Source organism: Qaidamihabitans albus (assembly GCF_016464705.1).
GTDB classification, from domain to species: domain Bacteria; phylum Actinomycetota; class Actinomycetes; order Mycobacteriales; family Pseudonocardiaceae; genus Qaidamihabitans; species Qaidamihabitans albus.
The window spans coordinates 14,137-29,854 of record NZ_JAEHOB010000005.1; the positions used below are offsets into that span (position 1 = coordinate 14,137).

The 15,718-nt window shown below is 67.9% G+C and carries 21 protein-coding genes and 1 tRNA gene; 15 read left to right on the forward strand and 7 right to left on the reverse strand.

The features are described from left to right. Positions 1–6: 6 nt before the first annotated feature. A complete protein-coding gene (locus tag JAP66_RS11445) occupies positions 7–771 on the reverse strand; it encodes a GntR family transcriptional regulator (protein WP_199431657.1) in 765 nt (254 codons plus the stop codon). A 152-nt stretch (positions 772–923) separates the two neighbouring features. Here JAP66_RS11445 and JAP66_RS11450 point away from each other — a divergent pair, with 152 nt between their 5' ends. From JAP66_RS11450 to JAP66_RS11490, 10 genes are all read left to right on the forward strand, one after another. Beyond that, the gene (locus tag JAP66_RS11450; protein WP_199431658.1) at positions 924–1,310 is read left to right on the forward strand and encodes a hypothetical protein; all 387 of its coding nucleotides are present in this window, start codon (positions 924–926) and stop codon (positions 1,308–1,310) included. Positions 1,311–1,817: 507 nt separating this feature from the next. Beyond that, the gene (locus JAP66_RS32695) at positions 1,818–1,952 is read left to right on the forward strand and encodes a hypothetical protein (RefSeq protein WP_268963231.1); all 135 of its coding nucleotides are present in this window, start codon (positions 1,818–1,820) and stop codon (positions 1,950–1,952) included. A 4-nt stretch (positions 1,953–1,956) separates the two neighbouring features. After that, positions 1,957–2,229 (forward strand): hypothetical protein, encoded by a 273-nt coding sequence (locus JAP66_RS11455; protein ID WP_199431659.1) that lies wholly within the window; start codon positions 1,957–1,959, stop codon positions 2,227–2,229. A 48-nt stretch (positions 2,230–2,277) separates the two neighbouring features. Beyond that, the gene (locus JAP66_RS11460) at positions 2,278–2,496 is read left to right on the forward strand and encodes a hypothetical protein (protein ID WP_199431660.1); all 219 of its coding nucleotides are present in this window, start codon (positions 2,278–2,280) and stop codon (positions 2,494–2,496) included. A 144-nt stretch (positions 2,497–2,640) separates the two neighbouring features. Further along, a complete protein-coding gene (locus JAP66_RS11465) occupies positions 2,641–4,065 on the forward strand; it encodes a type IV secretory system conjugative DNA transfer family protein (protein WP_199431661.1) in 1,425 nt (474 codons plus the stop codon). 18 nt (positions 4,066–4,083) lie between these two features. Then, a complete protein-coding gene (locus JAP66_RS11470) occupies positions 4,084–4,317 on the forward strand; it encodes a hypothetical protein (protein ID WP_199431662.1) in 234 nt (77 codons plus the stop codon). Between the two features lie 23 nt (positions 4,318–4,340). After that, entirely contained in the window at positions 4,341–5,012 is a 672-nt protein-coding gene (locus tag JAP66_RS11475; RefSeq protein ID WP_199431663.1) for a DUF2637 domain-containing protein, read from the forward strand. Between the two features lie 107 nt (positions 5,013–5,119). Beyond that, positions 5,120–6,460, forward strand: coding sequence for a replication initiator (locus tag JAP66_RS11480; RefSeq protein WP_199431664.1), 1,341 nt, complete (start codon positions 5,120–5,122; stop codon positions 6,458–6,460). Next, the gene (locus JAP66_RS11485) at positions 6,457–6,633 is read left to right on the forward strand and encodes a helix-turn-helix domain-containing protein (RefSeq protein WP_199431665.1); all 177 of its coding nucleotides are present in this window, start codon (positions 6,457–6,459) and stop codon (positions 6,631–6,633) included. Before JAP66_RS11480 ends, JAP66_RS11485 begins: the two co-directional genes overlap by 4 nt. A gap of 101 nt (positions 6,634–6,734) precedes the next feature. Next, the gene (locus JAP66_RS11490) at positions 6,735–7,841 is read left to right on the forward strand and encodes a tyrosine-type recombinase/integrase (RefSeq protein ID WP_307849529.1); all 1,107 of its coding nucleotides are present in this window, start codon (positions 6,735–6,737) and stop codon (positions 7,839–7,841) included. 1 nt (position 7,842) lies between these two features. On the opposite strand, the gene JAP66_RS11495 is transcribed toward JAP66_RS11490, so the two are convergent. From JAP66_RS11495 to JAP66_RS11505, 3 genes are all read right to left on the reverse strand, one after another. Beyond that, on the reverse strand, positions 7,843–8,346 hold the full coding sequence (locus JAP66_RS11495) for a hypothetical protein (RefSeq protein ID WP_199431667.1): 504 nt from the start codon (positions 8,344–8,346) through the stop codon (positions 7,843–7,845). A 245-nt stretch (positions 8,347–8,591) separates the two neighbouring features. After that, positions 8,592–8,665 (reverse strand) — tRNA-Pro (locus JAP66_RS11500). 55 nt (positions 8,666–8,720) lie between these two features. Next, the gene (locus JAP66_RS11505; protein WP_199431668.1) at positions 8,721–9,452 is read right to left on the reverse strand and encodes a DJ-1/PfpI family protein; all 732 of its coding nucleotides are present in this window, start codon (positions 9,450–9,452) and stop codon (positions 8,721–8,723) included. 97 nt (positions 9,453–9,549) lie between these two features. Here JAP66_RS11505 and JAP66_RS11510 point away from each other — a divergent pair, with 97 nt between their 5' ends. Next, positions 9,550–10,554 (forward strand): GlxA family transcriptional regulator, encoded by a 1,005-nt coding sequence (locus JAP66_RS11510; RefSeq protein WP_199431669.1) that lies wholly within the window; start codon positions 9,550–9,552, stop codon positions 10,552–10,554. On the opposite strand, the gene JAP66_RS11515 is transcribed toward JAP66_RS11510, so the two are convergent. Then, a complete protein-coding gene (locus tag JAP66_RS11515; protein ID WP_199431670.1) occupies positions 10,500–12,449 on the reverse strand; it encodes an aconitate hydratase in 1,950 nt (649 codons plus the stop codon). The genes JAP66_RS11510 and JAP66_RS11515 overlap by 55 nt on opposite strands. Positions 12,450–12,519: 70 nt before the next feature. Here JAP66_RS11515 and JAP66_RS11520 point away from each other — a divergent pair, with 70 nt between their 5' ends. From JAP66_RS11520 to crcB, 3 genes are read left to right on the forward strand one after another with little or no spacing between them, the layout of a single operon-like run. Further along, positions 12,520–12,942, forward strand: a complete 423-nt coding sequence (locus tag JAP66_RS11520) for a fluoride efflux transporter FluC (RefSeq protein ID WP_199431671.1) — start codon at positions 12,520–12,522, stop codon at positions 12,940–12,942. After that, on the forward strand, positions 12,942–13,283 hold the full coding sequence (locus tag JAP66_RS11525; protein ID WP_199431672.1) for a DUF190 domain-containing protein: 342 nt from the start codon (positions 12,942–12,944) through the stop codon (positions 13,281–13,283). Before JAP66_RS11520 ends, JAP66_RS11525 begins: the two co-directional genes overlap by 1 nt. Next, on the forward strand, positions 13,280–13,654 hold the full coding sequence (gene crcB, locus JAP66_RS11530; RefSeq protein ID WP_199431673.1) for a fluoride efflux transporter CrcB: 375 nt from the start codon (positions 13,280–13,282) through the stop codon (positions 13,652–13,654). The genes JAP66_RS11525 and crcB overlap by 4 nt, the downstream gene beginning before the upstream one ends. A gap of 129 nt (positions 13,655–13,783) precedes the next feature. On the opposite strand, the gene JAP66_RS11535 is transcribed toward crcB, so the two are convergent. Beyond that, on the reverse strand, positions 13,784–14,263 hold the full coding sequence (locus JAP66_RS11535; protein WP_199431674.1) for a CGNR zinc finger domain-containing protein: 480 nt from the start codon (positions 14,261–14,263) through the stop codon (positions 13,784–13,786). A gap of 107 nt (positions 14,264–14,370) precedes the next feature. Here JAP66_RS11535 and JAP66_RS11540 point away from each other — a divergent pair, with 107 nt between their 5' ends. Next, positions 14,371–15,237, forward strand: coding sequence for an alpha/beta fold hydrolase (locus tag JAP66_RS11540; protein WP_199431675.1), 867 nt, complete (start codon positions 14,371–14,373; stop codon positions 15,235–15,237). A gap of 67 nt (positions 15,238–15,304) precedes the next feature. On the opposite strand, the gene JAP66_RS11545 is transcribed toward JAP66_RS11540, so the two are convergent. Continuing rightward, positions 15,305–15,706, reverse strand: coding sequence for a VOC family protein (locus JAP66_RS11545; protein WP_199431676.1), 402 nt, complete (start codon positions 15,704–15,706; stop codon positions 15,305–15,307). Positions 15,707–15,718: the final 12 nt, after the last annotated feature.

The window sequence follows — 15,718 nt, forward strand, 5'->3', positions numbered from 1 at the left end:
CTCGATCTACTCGGGAATCTCAAAACTGTAAGACCAGGAAAAGCGTGACGCCGAGTGGACACCACGGGCAAATTCGACTGCTACCCCATCGTCGGTATACGTCGTTCGGTGCAGCACCACCACCGGCTCACCGGCTGGAAGGTCGAGTTCTTTGATCTCGTCTGGTGTGGGCATCCGAGCATGGAAGGTCTCGGTCATGTGATCCGGCTCCAAGCCCTGGAGCGTGAGGACGGCAAACCCACCGCCGGGAGTGGCGGTACCTGGCTTCGGATCGACGATGGGCGTGTTTTCAACGTGCTCGGGCCGGTAATAGCTGATCAGCGTGTGCGTCGGTTTGTCGCCTTGCTTGACCAGACGCGCCCGCTCGTAGACTCGCGCGCCCGGTTCGATCTGCAGGCCCTCGGCTACCTCAGCGTCTGCGACGACCTGACGAACTTGGTTGGTCTGATCGTCGCGCTTCCAAGCTTGGCCGGATGCTTCCCGGTCGGCTGCGAACGCCACGAGCCCGAACTTCCACTTGCTCTTCGCGTAGCGGTCCGTGCCGAGACGCTTCATCGGCGGCCGGTCCCGGACTACAGTCCCCTTGCGCCGAACAGGCGTGACCAACCCCTCCGCTTCGAGGACCCCCACAGCCTTGCGCACAGTGTTGACGTTGACGCCGTAGGTATCCGCGATCTCGTCTTGCTTCGGCAGCGTCTCGCCGGGTGGGTACTTGCCGTTGTGGATGTCGTCCCGTAGGACCGCTGCGAGCTCGCGGTAGCCCGTGGCCATGGCTCGCCCTCCTCTCTCAGGGTTGCCAATAAGTCTATCTCTACATGCCCTGAGCTGCGCAGACGGCTTATAGAAATATTTCTATTGACGAACGATGAGGGCCAGTGTTCAATAGAGATAGTTCTAAGACGTGGCAACCAGCGGAGGACACCATGCAGGACATCTCGATCAACCTCAGCAACTACAAGCTCATGGTCACCGAAGAGCCGACGACCAAGATGCGCCGCAACGAGCACGGGGAGGACGAGCCGGTCACCAACCGCGACGGGGAACTGCAGTTCGTGGTGTCTCTGTTCGCCAAGCCACGCCGGGTGGCCGGGGAGAAGACGCCGAAGGGTGAGGAGATCACGGTGAACCTTCCGGTCGATCCGGGTGACGGGTTCGAGGAGGGCTCGTATGTGGAGTTGGTGAACCCGGTGCTGAACACCTATGCGATTCCGGACAAGGCGGACCCGAAGAAGATCTCGAACGCCGGTGTCTGGTTCAAGGCCGCTGGTTTGAAGCCTGCCGGGGCGGGTGTGGTGTCCTCCGCTGCCTGACCCGGCATGAGACCGGTCGGTGCCCGGTCGGCGGGATCGCCCCCGCTCCCGCCGCAACACCACCGTGGCGCGCTGCCCTGAATGGCCAGGCAGGCGGTCCCGTTTCGAGTCGGGCCAGCGCACTTCTTTGTTCATTGACAATTCCAGAGTGAGCCGATCTATGTCTAAAACCGCGCCTATTTGTGGTGGCGCGCCTTGATTCCCGGCTCATTTCCGGGGGTCTTGGCGCTTTACCAGAAACGTGAAGTAATCCGATCCGAATTGTGAAGGAGTGTGTGTGATGGATGAGATCGACTACGCGGCTGGGGTGCTGAATCAGTGGCCGTGGCTGCATCTACCTGCGGACGGGCTGTCCTCGTTCGACCCGCACGGACCCCGGCGGGCCTGATGGCTGGGCACGCCTGTACCGCGAGTTTCTGGTTGTCCCCGGCACGGATTGCGACGTGCACGGTGTGCGGCAACCAGTGGCCGATGTGACTCGGAATCAACGAAAAGGAGTGAGTGGGAATGGTGAACGCGGCAACGTTTTACCTGCTGTGGCTGGTGGCCGCGGCCGCTCTGGTGTTGGCGGTGCCCGTCCTCGGGGTGCTGACCGTGGCCGGAGGGCTGGCGATCGTGACCCGCAACCGGCAAGGGAGTTAAAGCGATGCAGTCGCAGACGGTGAACAACCACGCGAAACGCAAGTACGCCGAATTCGACGCCGCGATCAACACCGTCCGCCTGGCGCTGGACGAGCTGGACAAGTTCACCAAGGCCGCCGACAGCGGGAAGGGCAAGGGCCGCTTCCACGGCTGGCAGGTCCCCTCCCGCGACGAGGTGCGGGGCACCATCCGCACCGCCTCCACCGAGCTGGACGCGCTGCGCAAAGCCGCTCTGCACTACCAGGCCGAACTCCTCGCCCGCGGCTGGCGCGTCTAACCCGGCCGCTTGCACGACCGCTGACAACCCACAGAAGGGACATTCGTGATGGCACGGAGCACGCAGTTGGATCGCCGGGTTGATGACCTGGACAAGGCGATGAAGCAGCTTCGCCGGTCGATGCTGGGGATTCAGATCCGGCGGGCCGGGTTCAAAAAGGACCACGACCGCACCGCCGGGGCTGTCGGGACGGTGTTGACCACCCTCGCCGACGCGCACCCGCTGTTCGAGCCGAAGAACAAGCAGCCAGGCAAACCCGCGCGCTAACCACTCTGCACGCCACCTGGTGAGCACCACAGCAGCACGTTCCGGTCGGGCCGTGTCCCTCACCTGGTGCTGATCACCGGGGCTGCTGGGGCACGGCCTGCCCGTATCCCACACCCCCTTGTGATCACGGAGGACACACCCGCCATGAGCACCACCAACACGCAGAAGAAGACCCGCAGCGAGCGCCGCCGTCACGCCGAAGCCAAGGCCGCGCTGTGGCTGGCCCGCCACCCCGGCATCACCGCCACCCCCGCCGCGCTGACCGCCTCGGTCACCCAGTTCGGGCCGATGACCACCGGCGGTGTTCTCGCCGGGACCGTCGCCGCCGGAATCGGCTGGTGGAGGGCTGATCCGGACTCCTACCACCGCTACGGCGCACCCCGCCTGCGCTCCTTCACCCACCGTTGGGGCCGCTACCTCGGTCCCCGCTGGCGCCACACGTTGACCCAATGCGACCTGGTCAAGGACGATCGCCGCACCGGGCGCACCCTCGTCCCCCGCGTCCTCAAGGTCCAGTCCCCGACACCCTCGATCGACGTCATCACGGTCAAAATCGTCAAGGGCCAGTCGCTACGCACCTTCCAGGACGCGCAAGAAGAACTCGCCTCCGCGCTCGGGGCTGACGTGCTCGGGATCGAGAAGACCAAACCCCGCGTCCTGACCCTGACGGCCGTGCACGGCAACCCCTTCGACGCGATCGTCCCCGCAGTCGACATCCCCGAAGACCCCGCCGACGTGGACTTGGCCGCGCTCGAGGTCGGCGACACCGAATACGGCCGCCCCTGGACCGAACCCCTCACCGGACAGCACTGGCTGGTGTGCGGGGCCACCGGGTCGGGCAAGTCGTCGCTGCTGTGGAACCCGCTGCGCGCGATGGGTCCACTGATCCGCGACCAGCTGGTGCGGGTCACGATGATCGACCCCAAGGGCGGCATGGAAACCGAACAAGGCCGCGAGCTGTTCTACGACTACGCCACCTCCGCCGACCCCGACATCGTCGACGACGAGGGCGACGAGTTCGACGCCATGCTCACCAAAATCTGCGCGTTCCGCGACCGCATGACCACCCGGCAAGCGTTGTTGCGGGACCGCCAGCAGCGCAAGTTCACCCTCGGCCCGGACACCCCGTTCGAGGTGCTGATGATCGATGAACTCGCGATGCTCACGGCATTCGGCCACTCCGCCCGCGAGTTGAACAAGATCTTGGCGGAGATCCTGACTCAGGGCCGGGCGTGCGGGTTCGCCGTCGTCGCCTACGTCCAAGAACCCACCAAGGACATCGTGCCCGTGCGGGACTTGTTCACCCGCCGCATCTGCCTGCGAGTGGGGTCGGACTACTACGTCGACATCGTCCTCGGCGACGGCGCCCGCGCCAAAGGAGCCCTCGCCGATCAGATCCCGGAAACCGAGGACTACGCCGGAATCGGCTACCGCACCACCGAAAAATCCCGCACCCCCATCCGCGTCCGCGCCGGGCACACCACCGACGACGACATCACCGAACTCGTCCGCACCTGCACCCCCCACCACTACCCCGACACCGACACCGGGCTCGCCCTCGTCGCCTGATCTGGAAGGGACTGACTGATGATCAGTCTTCAATTCGTTAAGACCTGGCTCAAATACCTGGCTGTCACGGTGCTGGCGCTGGTGATCGAACGCGGCGCCATCACCCACCCCGGCTGGCTCCTCGCCGCCGCCATCGCCACCGTCCTGGCCTTCCTCGGCGTGACGCTGCTGCTGTTCCGGGAGTGGCGGGCCGAGCAGAACGGGGCCGGGGCCTATCACTACCAGCTCATCGAGTACGTCAACCACGACTAACCGATCCCGGAAAGGACCTTGCGATGATCAACGCTGAGACCCTGGTCAACCGCGTACGGGTCGCGGTCGCGGTGACCCTCGGCGGGATCGGCGGGGCGGCGGGGTTCACCCACTCCCACGACTGGGCCGTCGCCAACGGACAACACGGCTGGATCGCCTGGGCCGTCGCCGTCGTCATCGAGGGCATGGTCGTCGTCGCCGGGTTCGAGATCCACGCCGACCGCCACCGACCCAACGGACCGAAGCGCCGGGTCACCTTTCCCGTCGTCGTCCTGGTCGCCGGGTTCGGCATCCAGATGGCCGCGCAAGTCGCCCTCGCCCCGCGGACCCCGGCCGGGTGGCTGCTCGCCGCGATCCCCGCCCTCGGGTTCCTCGTCGTCGTCAAACTCCTCATGCGACGAGCCCCGGCCCCGGTGCCGGCCGAATCCCGTCCGACACCCGCACCACCGACCCCGTCACCCGTCCCGGCCCCAGAACCGATCCGACCTAAGCCGACGTCTCCACCGTCGCGGCTGCCGGGGGTGAAGCTGCCCGCGCACGTAGCCGATCAGATCACCGTGACCGTGGACGAGATCCGCGCTGCCGGGAACGAGCCGACCACCGCCGACATCCGCCGCGTCGTGAAGGTCCCGGACGCGATGGCCGCCCGGATTCTCGACCAGCTCACCCCCCGCAACGGCCACCCCATCACCTGACCCGCGCATCCACCCGCACCGCCCATCGAGGGGCGGGACATCTGCCACACCGGCCCGTGTCCCGCCCCTCTCGTTTGCCTGCTCCCGCACCAAGAAGGGGTCTGCTGGTGTTCACCCTCGATGACCGCATCACCGCCCGCATCCGGGCTGCCGACTACCGCGACTGGCGCGGCAAAGTGCACGCTGTCAACGGCTGCGCCAAACCCATCCGCCTCTCCGGAGCCCACCAACTCCAACACGCCGACACCGGCAAAGTCCTGCACCACCACGGCGGCGACATCTTCGTGCCCTGCGGCAACCGTCGCGCCGCGATCTGCCCCACCTGCTCCGACCGCTACGCCGCCGACGCCTTCCACCTCGTCCGCGCCGGACTCCTCGGCGGCACCAAAGGCATCCCCGACACGGTCACCGCCAAGCCGCGCGCGTTCGTCACCCTCACCGCCCCCTCCTTCGGGCCGGTGCACTCCCGCGCCACCTCACGCCGGGGCCGGTCCATCCCGTGCCGCTGCGGCCAGCACCACCACGACGACGACCCCCGCCTCGGCGCACCACTGGACCCCGACACCTACGACTACGTCGGCTCCGTGCTCTGGCAGGCCCACGCAGGGGTCCTCTGGCAACGCTTCACCACCCGGCTACGCCGCGAGATCGCCAAACGCGCCGGAATCCGCGTCCGCGACTTCAAAGACCAAGCCCGCCTGTCCTACGGCAAGGTCGCCGAATACCAACGCCGGGGCCTGGTCCACTTCCACGCGATCGTCCGCCTCGACGGCCCCGAAGGACCCGCCGACCCCGCACCGTCGTGGGCACATCCCGACCTGCTTGATGACGCCGTATTGGCCGCTGCTGGGGCGGTCACCGTCACCACCACCCGCCCCGGCGGCGGCTCCCTCGCGTTGACGTGGGGCGATCAGGTCGACGTCCGGCACGTGCAACCCGCCACCTCGGCCGAGCTCGAGGACGAACAGGGGCAGATCAGCGAGCCCCGCCTCGCCGCCTACATCGCGAAGTACGCGACCAAGGGCACCGGCAAGACCGAAGCCGCCGACAAGCCGATCCGCTCGCAACTCGACATCGACTTCCTCAAGGTCTCCCCGCACCACCGCCGCATCATCCAAACCGCCTGGAACCTCGGAGCGCTGCCCGAATACGAGGACCTCAACCTGCGGCGCTGGGCACACATGCTCGCCTTCCGCGGCCACTTCCTCACCAAATCCCGGCACTACTCCACCACGTTCAAAGCGATCCGGGGTGACCGGCGCGCGTTCCGCCTGGCCGAAACCCTCGACCGCCTCGGCCTCGAACCCGACACCGTCCTCGTCGTCAACGACTGGACCTTCAACGGCGCCGGATACGCCGACGCCGCCGAACGCGAACTCGCCGCCGCCATCGCCACCCGCATCCGCGACGACCGCAAACACAAATACCACCAGGAGAACCAACCATGAGCGCAAAACTCTGGACCGTCACCGACGTCTCCGAACACCTCGGCATCCCCATCAACGCCCTCTACCAATGGCGCACCAAAGGCTACGGACCCACCGGCCGCCGCATCGGCAAACACATCCGCTACCGCCCCGAAGACATCGACACCTGGATCACCGAACAGGACGGTGCCTGATGGCTCGTGCTTGGATCTACGACCGGAACAAGACGCAGGACTACCGGGCTGCAGTGAGCAGGGCGAAGTCCAATGGGCGTAAGCCTCCGGCACGCTGGCTCGTGCGGTACTACGACAGGGCAGGAAAGCTCAAGTCCGAAGTCTCGCCGAACAAGGAACGAGCCGAGAGTCGGCGCACCGAACTGGAGGCGTCGCTGTCGGCAGGCACGTACGTCGATCCCGGGTTGGCCAAAGTGACCTTCGCGGAGATCGCTGAGAAGTGGCTGGACACCAGGCACGACCTCAAACAGTCGACGTGGTGGAAGTATCGCGGCCTTCTCGACAACCATGTCAATCCGAAATGGGGAGACCTATCGCTGAACGCCATCATCAGTGAAGACCTGGCCGTGTGGGTCGCAAAGCTGCTCAAGGACAAAAAAGACGGCGGGAGCGGGCTCGGTCCATCGCAGGCTCGCCACGCCTACCGTGTGCTCGCAATGGTGCTTGAGTGGTGCACACCCTCCCGGATACCCGTTAATCCGGCTCGCGGGATCAAACTACCAGTACAGCCCGATGCGGAGCAGGTGTACCTGACCTACGAGCAGGTCGAAAGGCTGGCAGCGGCGGCAGCGGCACTCCGGACGAAGTACGACCGACCGACAGCCTCGGCGGCGATCAACAAGGCCTTCATCCTGGTGCTTGCCTACACTGGCCTGCGCTGGGGTGAAGCCGCGGCGTTACGCGTGGGCAGAGTCGACCTCGACAAGCGGCGCATCCGAGTCGCCACGACGTTCTACGAGGTCGGTGGGGTGCAACATGAGGGACTGCCCAAGACCGGGAAGCGGCGGACGGTCTCCTTCCCTGCCTCGCTCGTCCCGGTGCTTCGTCCCTTGCTCGACGCCCGGGAGCCGAACGAGCTCGTGTTCACGACGGCCCGGGGACAGTCGCTGCGTAGTCACAACTGGCGCACTCGGGAGTTCGTCCCCGCGGTGACAGCGGCCAAGCTCAAGGTCGACGGGCTAACGCCGCACAAGCTCCGACACACGGCCGCCTCGCTGGCGATCTCAGCCGGGGCGGACGTGAAGGTGGTTCAGCAGATGCTCGGGCACGCCGACGCCGCGATGACCCTCAACATCTACGGACACCTGTTCCCCGATCGACTGGACGAGGTCGCCGACGTGCTAGACGCCCGCCGAGCTGATGCCCTCCTCAACCTGGCCGCGGCCTGAGCTATCCGGCGGCGCAGTTGTCCAGAGTCTGACCAGTGCGTGCGCAGTACTCCTCGTAAGTCTCGCCATTTGCGTCGCGGAACTCGGGGTCGGAGGAGTGCACGTCGTCTTTGCTTGGCGCTTCCGTACGTGGCGGATAGGTGCACTCTTGTAGGGGTATGTTCCAGTCGCCGCCACTGTTCGTGCACTCCGCGAACTCGACCTGTCCGGCCACCCAGGCTTCGTGTGCAGCACACACCTCGTAGATATCCTCGTCGCCCTCAATGCATTGGTAACCCGCTGTCGGGGTCGGACGCTTCGGCTCCGACGCCACGGCGGTTTCGGCAGCTGCTGGCTCCGGGGTCGTAGCAGTGGTCGACGGCCGCTCGGTGGTCTTCTCCGTGGTCGCCGGGCTCGACGTCGGGCGCTGCGTCGTGGTCGCAGACGTGCTACGGCCGACGTCCGTGGTGCAGCCGACGATGAGCAGGGAAAGCGACAACAGGCCGGTCGCAAAGACGCGTTTCATGGAACCCTCTCGCGAGGAGATTGATACTTCAATATCGCCATCGCGCAGGTGTCGTTACAGCTGGTCAGGTCACACGAAGCTGCTCCCCTGCCCGCAGCAAACGTCGACCGGCAGTTGCGAGTAGCAGCGTGAGCGGTCTCCGCAATGCCCGGAGCGGGTGACATAAATGTGTCATGCTCCGGGGCTGAGGCCGTTAGGGCAAAGAAAAAAGAGGCCGTCTACCTGCGTAGACGGCCTCTTGCCGGTCGGGCTGACAGGATTTGAACCTGCGACCCCTTGACCCCCAGTCAAGTGCGCTACCAAACTGCGCCACAGCCCGGCCACCACCCTCGGCAGAGGGTGATGGCAGAGAGCTTATCGTGCCCCGGAGCCGCCTATGCAGGCAGGTTCCCCTCAGTCTCGACCGTGGCGCTGACCAGGCGATCTCGCAGGTCCGGCCGGTCCGCCAGGCCCTCCCGCAGCGCGTACTCGCGTACGGGGGCCCACAGCTCTCTCGGCGCCTGGTCCCAGTCGAGCCCGCCCAGCGGGGGCCGCGGGTCGTACTCGACGCCGAACTGCACCGCGCGCTCAGCGTCGGCCCCCTCCAGCCGGCCGACGAGGTGCAGCGCCATGTCGATGCCGGCGGACACGCCCGCCGCGGTGACCAGTTTGCCGTCCTCCACCCACCGCCGCGCGACCGGCTCGGCGCCCAGTCCGGCCAGCGTGCCGAGGAACGCCCAGTGCGTGGTGGCGCGCCGCCCGGTCAGCAACCCGGCCGCACCGAGAACCAGCGAGCCCGTGCAGACCGACGCCACCACCTCGGCTCCCGCGGCCGCGCGCCGCACGTACCCGAGCAGGTTCTCGTCGGTCATCGCCCGGATCGTCGGCACCAGCCCGCCCGGCACGATCAGCACCGCGGGGTCCGGGACGTCGGCGAACGTGTGATCGGCGGACAGGCGCACGGGGGTGTCCGTTTCCATCGGCTCCAGCCGCTCGGCCACGACGGTCACCGCGTAACCGGGCCGCAGGGCCGCCAGCATGGAGAGCACCTGCAGCGGTCCCACCAGGTCCAACGGCGTGACCCCGGGGTAGAGCACGAACGCGATCGTTCTGTTGTCTCTCGTCATGGTCTCACCGTCGCGGTCCACCGGCCGACGTGTGGCCGTCCTGGCCGAAATCCTGCGAACCATGTCTGTGTGCCGGTGCCGGTGCTACCGTCGGCCCATGCGCCGGGTCGTGCTCGTCGGTTACGACGACGCCGAGCTGCTCGACATCGCCTGCCCGTCGGACGTCTTCGACGCGGCCAACCGGCTCCGCGGCACACCGGACTACGACATCCGGCTGGCGACCCTCGACGGACGGCCGGTGCGCTGCGGCTCCGGGCTGACCCTGCTGAGCCAGCAGCGTCTCGATCGCCTCGCCGGGCCCGTGGACACCCTGATCGTCGCGGGCGGGCTCGGTCACGAGCACGCGGCCGCGGACGTCCGGCTGACCACCCACCTGCGCAGGCTCGCCGGCCACTCGCGCCGCGTCGCATCCGTCTGCACCGGCGCCACGGTGCTGGCCGCCACCAACCTGCTCGAAGGCAGGCGTGTCACCACACACTGGCGCTGGGCCGAGCGGCTCGCCGCCCGCCACCCCGGTGTCACGGTCGACCCGGCACCGCTGTTCGTCAGGGACGGCAACGTCTACACCTCCGCCGGTGTGACCAGCGCCCTCGACCTCAGCCTCGCCCTGGTCGAGGAGGACCACGGGCCGTCACTCGCCCGCGACATCGCCCGCCACCTGGTCACCTACCTGCAACGACCCGGTAACCAGGCCCAGGTCAGCATGTTCCTGGCCACCACCGCACCCGAGCACCGCGTGCTGCGCGACCTGACCGGGCACATCGCCGCACAGCCCGCCGGGGACCTGAGCTCGCCCGCGCTCGCGGCGAAGGCCGGGCTCAGCGTCCGGCAGCTGTCCCGGCTGTTCCAGGAACACCTCGGCACCTCACCGAGCCGTTACGTGCGCACGGTCCGCACCGAGGCCGCCGCCACGCTTCTCGTGGCCAGTGAGCTCCCGCTCTCCGCGGTCGCCCGCCGCTGCGGTTTCCGCTCCACCGAGACGTTGCGGCAGGCCTTCCTCGACCTCTACGACGCGCCGCCGTCCAGCTACCGGCGCGCGCATCATCGTCAGGAGCGCGCCAGCAGCGGGATCCGCCCACCGGCGAGCACGGCCTCCACCTGACGCTCGGACAACCGGTGGCACAGCCGGTAGTCCTCGCTCCTGGTCACGTTGTGCAGGGTCAGCTCCGGCCCTCCGGGCAAGCCCTCCCGCAGGCCGTCCAGCAGGAGGGTGTCCCCGTCGTCGATCCGGTCGTAGTCCGCCGGATCGGTGAACTCGAGCGCCAGAATCCCGAAGTTGGCGAGGTTCTGCCAGTGGATGCGCGCGAACGACTTGGCGATCACCGCCTTCAGCCCGAGATGCCGCGGGGTGATGGCGGCGTGCTCGCGCGAGGAGCCCTGCCCGTAGTTGTCACCGCCCACGACGAAGTGCCCGGTGTCGGCCACCTCGTGCGCCCGCTCGGGATAGTGCTCGTCGATCGGGTCGAAGGTGAACTCCGCGAGCATGGGGATGTTGGACCGGTACGGCAGAGCGCGCGCGCCTGCGGGTGAGATCTCGTCGGTGGACACGTTGTCCCCCACCTTGAGCAGCACCGGCGCCTCGACGCGGTCGGGCAGCGGCGGGAACTCCGGCAGCGCCGAGATGTTCGGGCCCTTGACGATCTCCTCCTGCCGGGCCTGCTCCGGATCGGGTGGCGCCACCAGCATGTCCGTGTTCACCGACGCGCGCTCGGGCAGCTTCAGCTCGGGCACGCCGAGGCCCAGCTTGTCGGCCAGGTCCCGCGGATCGGTGATCACCCCGGTCATCGCCGCGGCCGTCGCCGTCTCCGGCGAGCACAGCCACACCCGGTCCTCCTTCGTACCGGAGCGGCCCGGGAAGTTCCGCGGGAACGTCCGCAGCGAGTTGTGCCCGACGGCGGGTGCCTGCCCCATGCCGATGCAGCCCATGCAACCGGCCTGGTGAATCCGGGCACCCGCGGAGATCAGGTCGAACGTGGCGCCCATCTTCGTCAGGTCGGCGAAGATCTCCCTCGAGGACGGGTTCACGTCGAAGCTCACGGCATCGTTGGTCTGTCTTCCGCGCACCATGTACGCCGCGACGGCGAAGTCCCGCAGGCCGGGGTTGGCCGAGGAGCCGATCACCACCTGGCCGACCTCCGTACCCGCGACCTCGCGCACCGGCACCACGTTGCCCGGCGAGGACGGCTTCGCGATGAGCGGCTCCAGCGTGGACAGGTCGATCTCGTCGGTGATGTCGTACTGCGCGCCCGGATCGGCCACGACCTCGACGAAGTCGTCCGCCCGGTCCTCGGCACGCAGGAAGTCCCGCACCGCGCCGTCCGAGGGGAACACGGTGGTCGTCGCGCCCAGCTCGGCACCCATGTTCGCGATCACGTGCCGGTCCATCGCCGAGAGGCTCTCCAGGCCCGGACCGTGGTACTCGATGATCCGGTTCAGCCCGCCCTTGACACCGTGCCGGCGCAGCATCTCCAGCACGACGTCCTTCGCCGAGACCCACGGCGGCAGCTCACCGGTCAGCCGCACACCCCAGACCTCGGGCATCTGGAGATAGATCGGGCTGCCGGCGATCGCCATCGCCGCCTCCAACCCGCCGACGCCGATGGCCAGCATGCCGAGCGAGCCCGCCGCGCAGGTGTGCGAGTCGGAGCCGACCATCGTCTTACCCGGCACACCGAAGCGCTGCATGTGCGTCGGATGCGACACCCCGTTACCGGCCTTGGAGAACCACAGCCCGTACCGCCGGCAGGCCGTGCGCAGGAACTCGTGGTCCTCGGCGTTCTTCTCGTCCGCCTGCAGCAGGTTGTGGTCCACGTACTGCACACTGACCTCGGTCCGCGCCCGGTCGAGGTCCATCGCCTCCAGCTCCTGCATGACCAGCGTCCCGGTGGCGTCCTGCGTCAGGGTCTGGTCGATACGCAGGGCGATCTCGCTGCCCGGCTTCATCTCGCCGCCGACCAGGTGATCGGCGATCAGGCGTTCGGTGACGGTCTGTGCCATGGTCCAAGCCCTACCCACTCGGGCGATCGGCCAATCCTCGGCGGGACGATCAGGTGTAGGTTCCGGCCGTATGGCTGCGCTGCGGTGGGACGTCCTGGCGGTGATCGCCGCCGGTGGCGCGCTCGGCAGTCTCGCCCGCCACGGCGTCGCCGAAGCGCTGCCCCATCCCCGCGGCGGGTTCGCAGTCTCCACCCTGCTCGCGAACGTCTCGGGGTGCCTGCTGATCGGCGTCCTCATGGTGGCGATCACCCAGGCCGCTCAGCCACACCGGCTGCTCCGCCCGTTTCTGGGGATCGGCGTTCTCGGCGGGTTCACCACCTTCTCCACCTACGTCCTCGACGGCGTGGAGTCCGCGCTGGCGGGACGGTTCGGCGTGGCCCTGCTGTACACGGCCGGTTCGGTGCTCGCCTCGCTCGCGGCCGTGATTCTCGGGATGCTGGGCGCTCGGGCGCTGCTGCGCCGGAACGTGGGACGACGAGCGGGGGGCGCGTGATGCGACTGTCGGGACATGCGCTGCGGCTCACGGTCTACCTCGGCGAGGACGACAGCTGGCAGCACAGGCCGCTGTACCACGAGGTGGTGCGCCGGGCGAGGGACGCCGGGCTCGCCGGTGCTTCCGTACTGCGCGGCATCGAGGGCTACGGCGCGGGCTCGCTGATCCACACCAGCAGGCTGCTGTCGCTGTCGGAGGACCTCCCGGTCGCGGTCGTGATCATCGACGAGGAGCAGCGGGTACGCGACTTCCTGCCGCAGCTCGACGAGCTGATCGACGGCGGCCTGGTGACGCTCGACGAGGTCGAGGTGGTTCGCTACGCGGGCAGGCGGCGGCCGTGACCACACTGCTGGTGATGCTCGGCGGTGCGGCCGGGGCGGTGCTGCGATACCTCGTCGACCAGCGGGTGCAGCGCCGCCACGACTCCGTCTTCCCCTGGGGGACGCTGACCGTCAACGTGACCGGCTCCGCACTGCTCGGCCTGCTCGCCGGCTGGGCGCTGACCGGCGGCGAACCGGGAGCCGTCCACGCACTGGTGGGCGTGGGGCTCTGCGGCTCGCTGACCACCTTCTCCACGTTCGGCTACGAGACCGTCCGCCTGCTCACCGAGCGGGCCCGTCTCTACGCCGTCCTCAACGTGGTGATCACCGTGCTCGCCGGGTTCGGCGCGGCGGCGGCCGGCCTGGTCAGCGCGCGCGCCATCTGGGGCTAGGCCGTGTCTGTAAGAGCCTGTCCTTGATCCCAGGGATGTGCGGCGTTGTGCCTGGTCACCTCTCTCGTGAGTGCGCACACGAGTTAGAACACTGTTACGCACTCACGACCGGTGACCTGCGGAAACGGATCAGCGGGTGCGTTCGTGGTGACGACGTGCTTTTTCGCGGTTGCCGCAGACAGCCATCGAGCACCAGCGGGCGCGGTTGGCGCGGCTGCGATCGAGCAGGAACAGCCGGCACTCGTCGTTGGCGCAGGGGCGCAGTCGGCCGGGTAGCTGCTTCTCGGTGGCGGCCCAGGCGAGGACCACCTCGACGGCCAGCCGGGCGTGCGGGGGCGCCTTGACTGTCCACTGAAGACCATCCGAAGTGAACTCGGGGACCTGGTGGACCCCTTCGAGCAGCGGGCTCAACGCGGCGGGCGAGCTTTCTCCCCTCACTACGTCCTGCAGGGCGTCCCGCGCCTCGCGCAGCAACGCCAGTTCCGCGAGGCTGCCTTCGCCACCATGCTCCCGCGCCCAGCGTCTGCCTCCGGCCGGATCGCCGAGCGCGTCTTGTTCCTCGCCGTTGACCAGTGGCCTGCTGTTGAGCAGGTCCAGCAGCGCGTCCATGGGGTGACACTCTCCCTCTAACCAGATCGAATCCTTTGACAGGTTAGACCATCCCGTGCTTGCATGACGAGGAACTAACCAGATTAAAGATTCAAAGGGGTTAGAAAATGAGCTCGGTGCACCACCGGACCGCCACCGTCGACGGCCACGAGATCTTCTACCGCGAAGCCGGCCCCGCCGACGCGCCCGCGATCGTCCTGCTGCACGGCTACCCAACCAGCTCGTTCATGTTCCGCGACCTCATCCCACTGCTGGCCGGGGATTACCATGTCATCGCGCCCGACCACCTCGGCTTCGGCCGCTCCGACGCCCCCCTCGCCGGGGAGTTCGCCTACACCTTCGACGCCCTCGCCGAAGTCACCTCCGGACTGCTCGGCCAACTGGGCCTGGACCGCTACGCTCTCTACGTCCAGGACTACGGCGCCCCCATCGGATGGCGCCTCGCGCTCAAGCACCCCGAACGGATCTCCGCCCTCGTCACCCAGAACGGCAACGGCTACGAGGACGGTTTCGTCGAGTCGTTCTGGACCGACGTCTGGGCGTACGCGGCCAACCCCGGCCCCGACACCGAACCCGCCGTCCGCACCGCGCTGAGCGTCGACGCCATCCGCTGGCAGTACGTGCACGGCGTGCCCGACCCGAGCCTGGTCAGCCCGGACACCTGGGAGCACGACTTCGCCCACGTCTCCCGCGAGGGCAACGACGAGGTACAGCTGGCGCTGTTCCGCGACTACGCGAACAACCGCCCGCTCTACCCGCTGCTGCACGAATTCCTGCGCACCAGCGAGGTCCCGGTGCTCGCCGTGTGGGGCCGCAACGACGAGATCTTCGGCCCGGCGGGCGCGCGGGCCTTCGCCCGCGACGCCAAGGACGCGGAGGTGCACCTGATCAACGGCGGCCACTTCCTGCTGGAAAGCCACCTGGGCGTCGTCGCGGGTTACCTGCGCGGTTTTCTCGGTCGGGTGCTGGGCTAACGGCCTGGTCACCGCTCGTGAGTGCACACACGAGTCAGAACACTGTTACGCACTCACGAGGGCGTGCTCAGGCGGGCGTCAGCTGCGCGACCACGAGCACGTTGCCGTACAGGTCCGCGCAGTGCAGCGACCGGCTGCCCGGCTCCTCGCTCTCGGCCCACACCCGCACACCGTGCTCGCGCAGCCGCGCGCCGGCGGCGTCCAGGTCGGCCGTGTAGAGCACGAGCAGTGGCTGGTCGCCGCTCTGCCGCCCGACCAGGACCCGCTCCCGCTCCGAGCCCGCGGGCATGAGCCACAGCCCGACACCGTCCTGGCCGGGCACCCCGATATGCAGGTACCGGTAGCCGTCCACGGTGTCGTCGTAGAGCACGGTGAAGCCGAGGACGTCACGATAGAACGCCAGCGCCTCGTCGAGGTTCTCGACGAGCAGCACGATCCGGCCGATTCCGGAGAACGGTGCGGTTGCCATGGCCGGGATCGT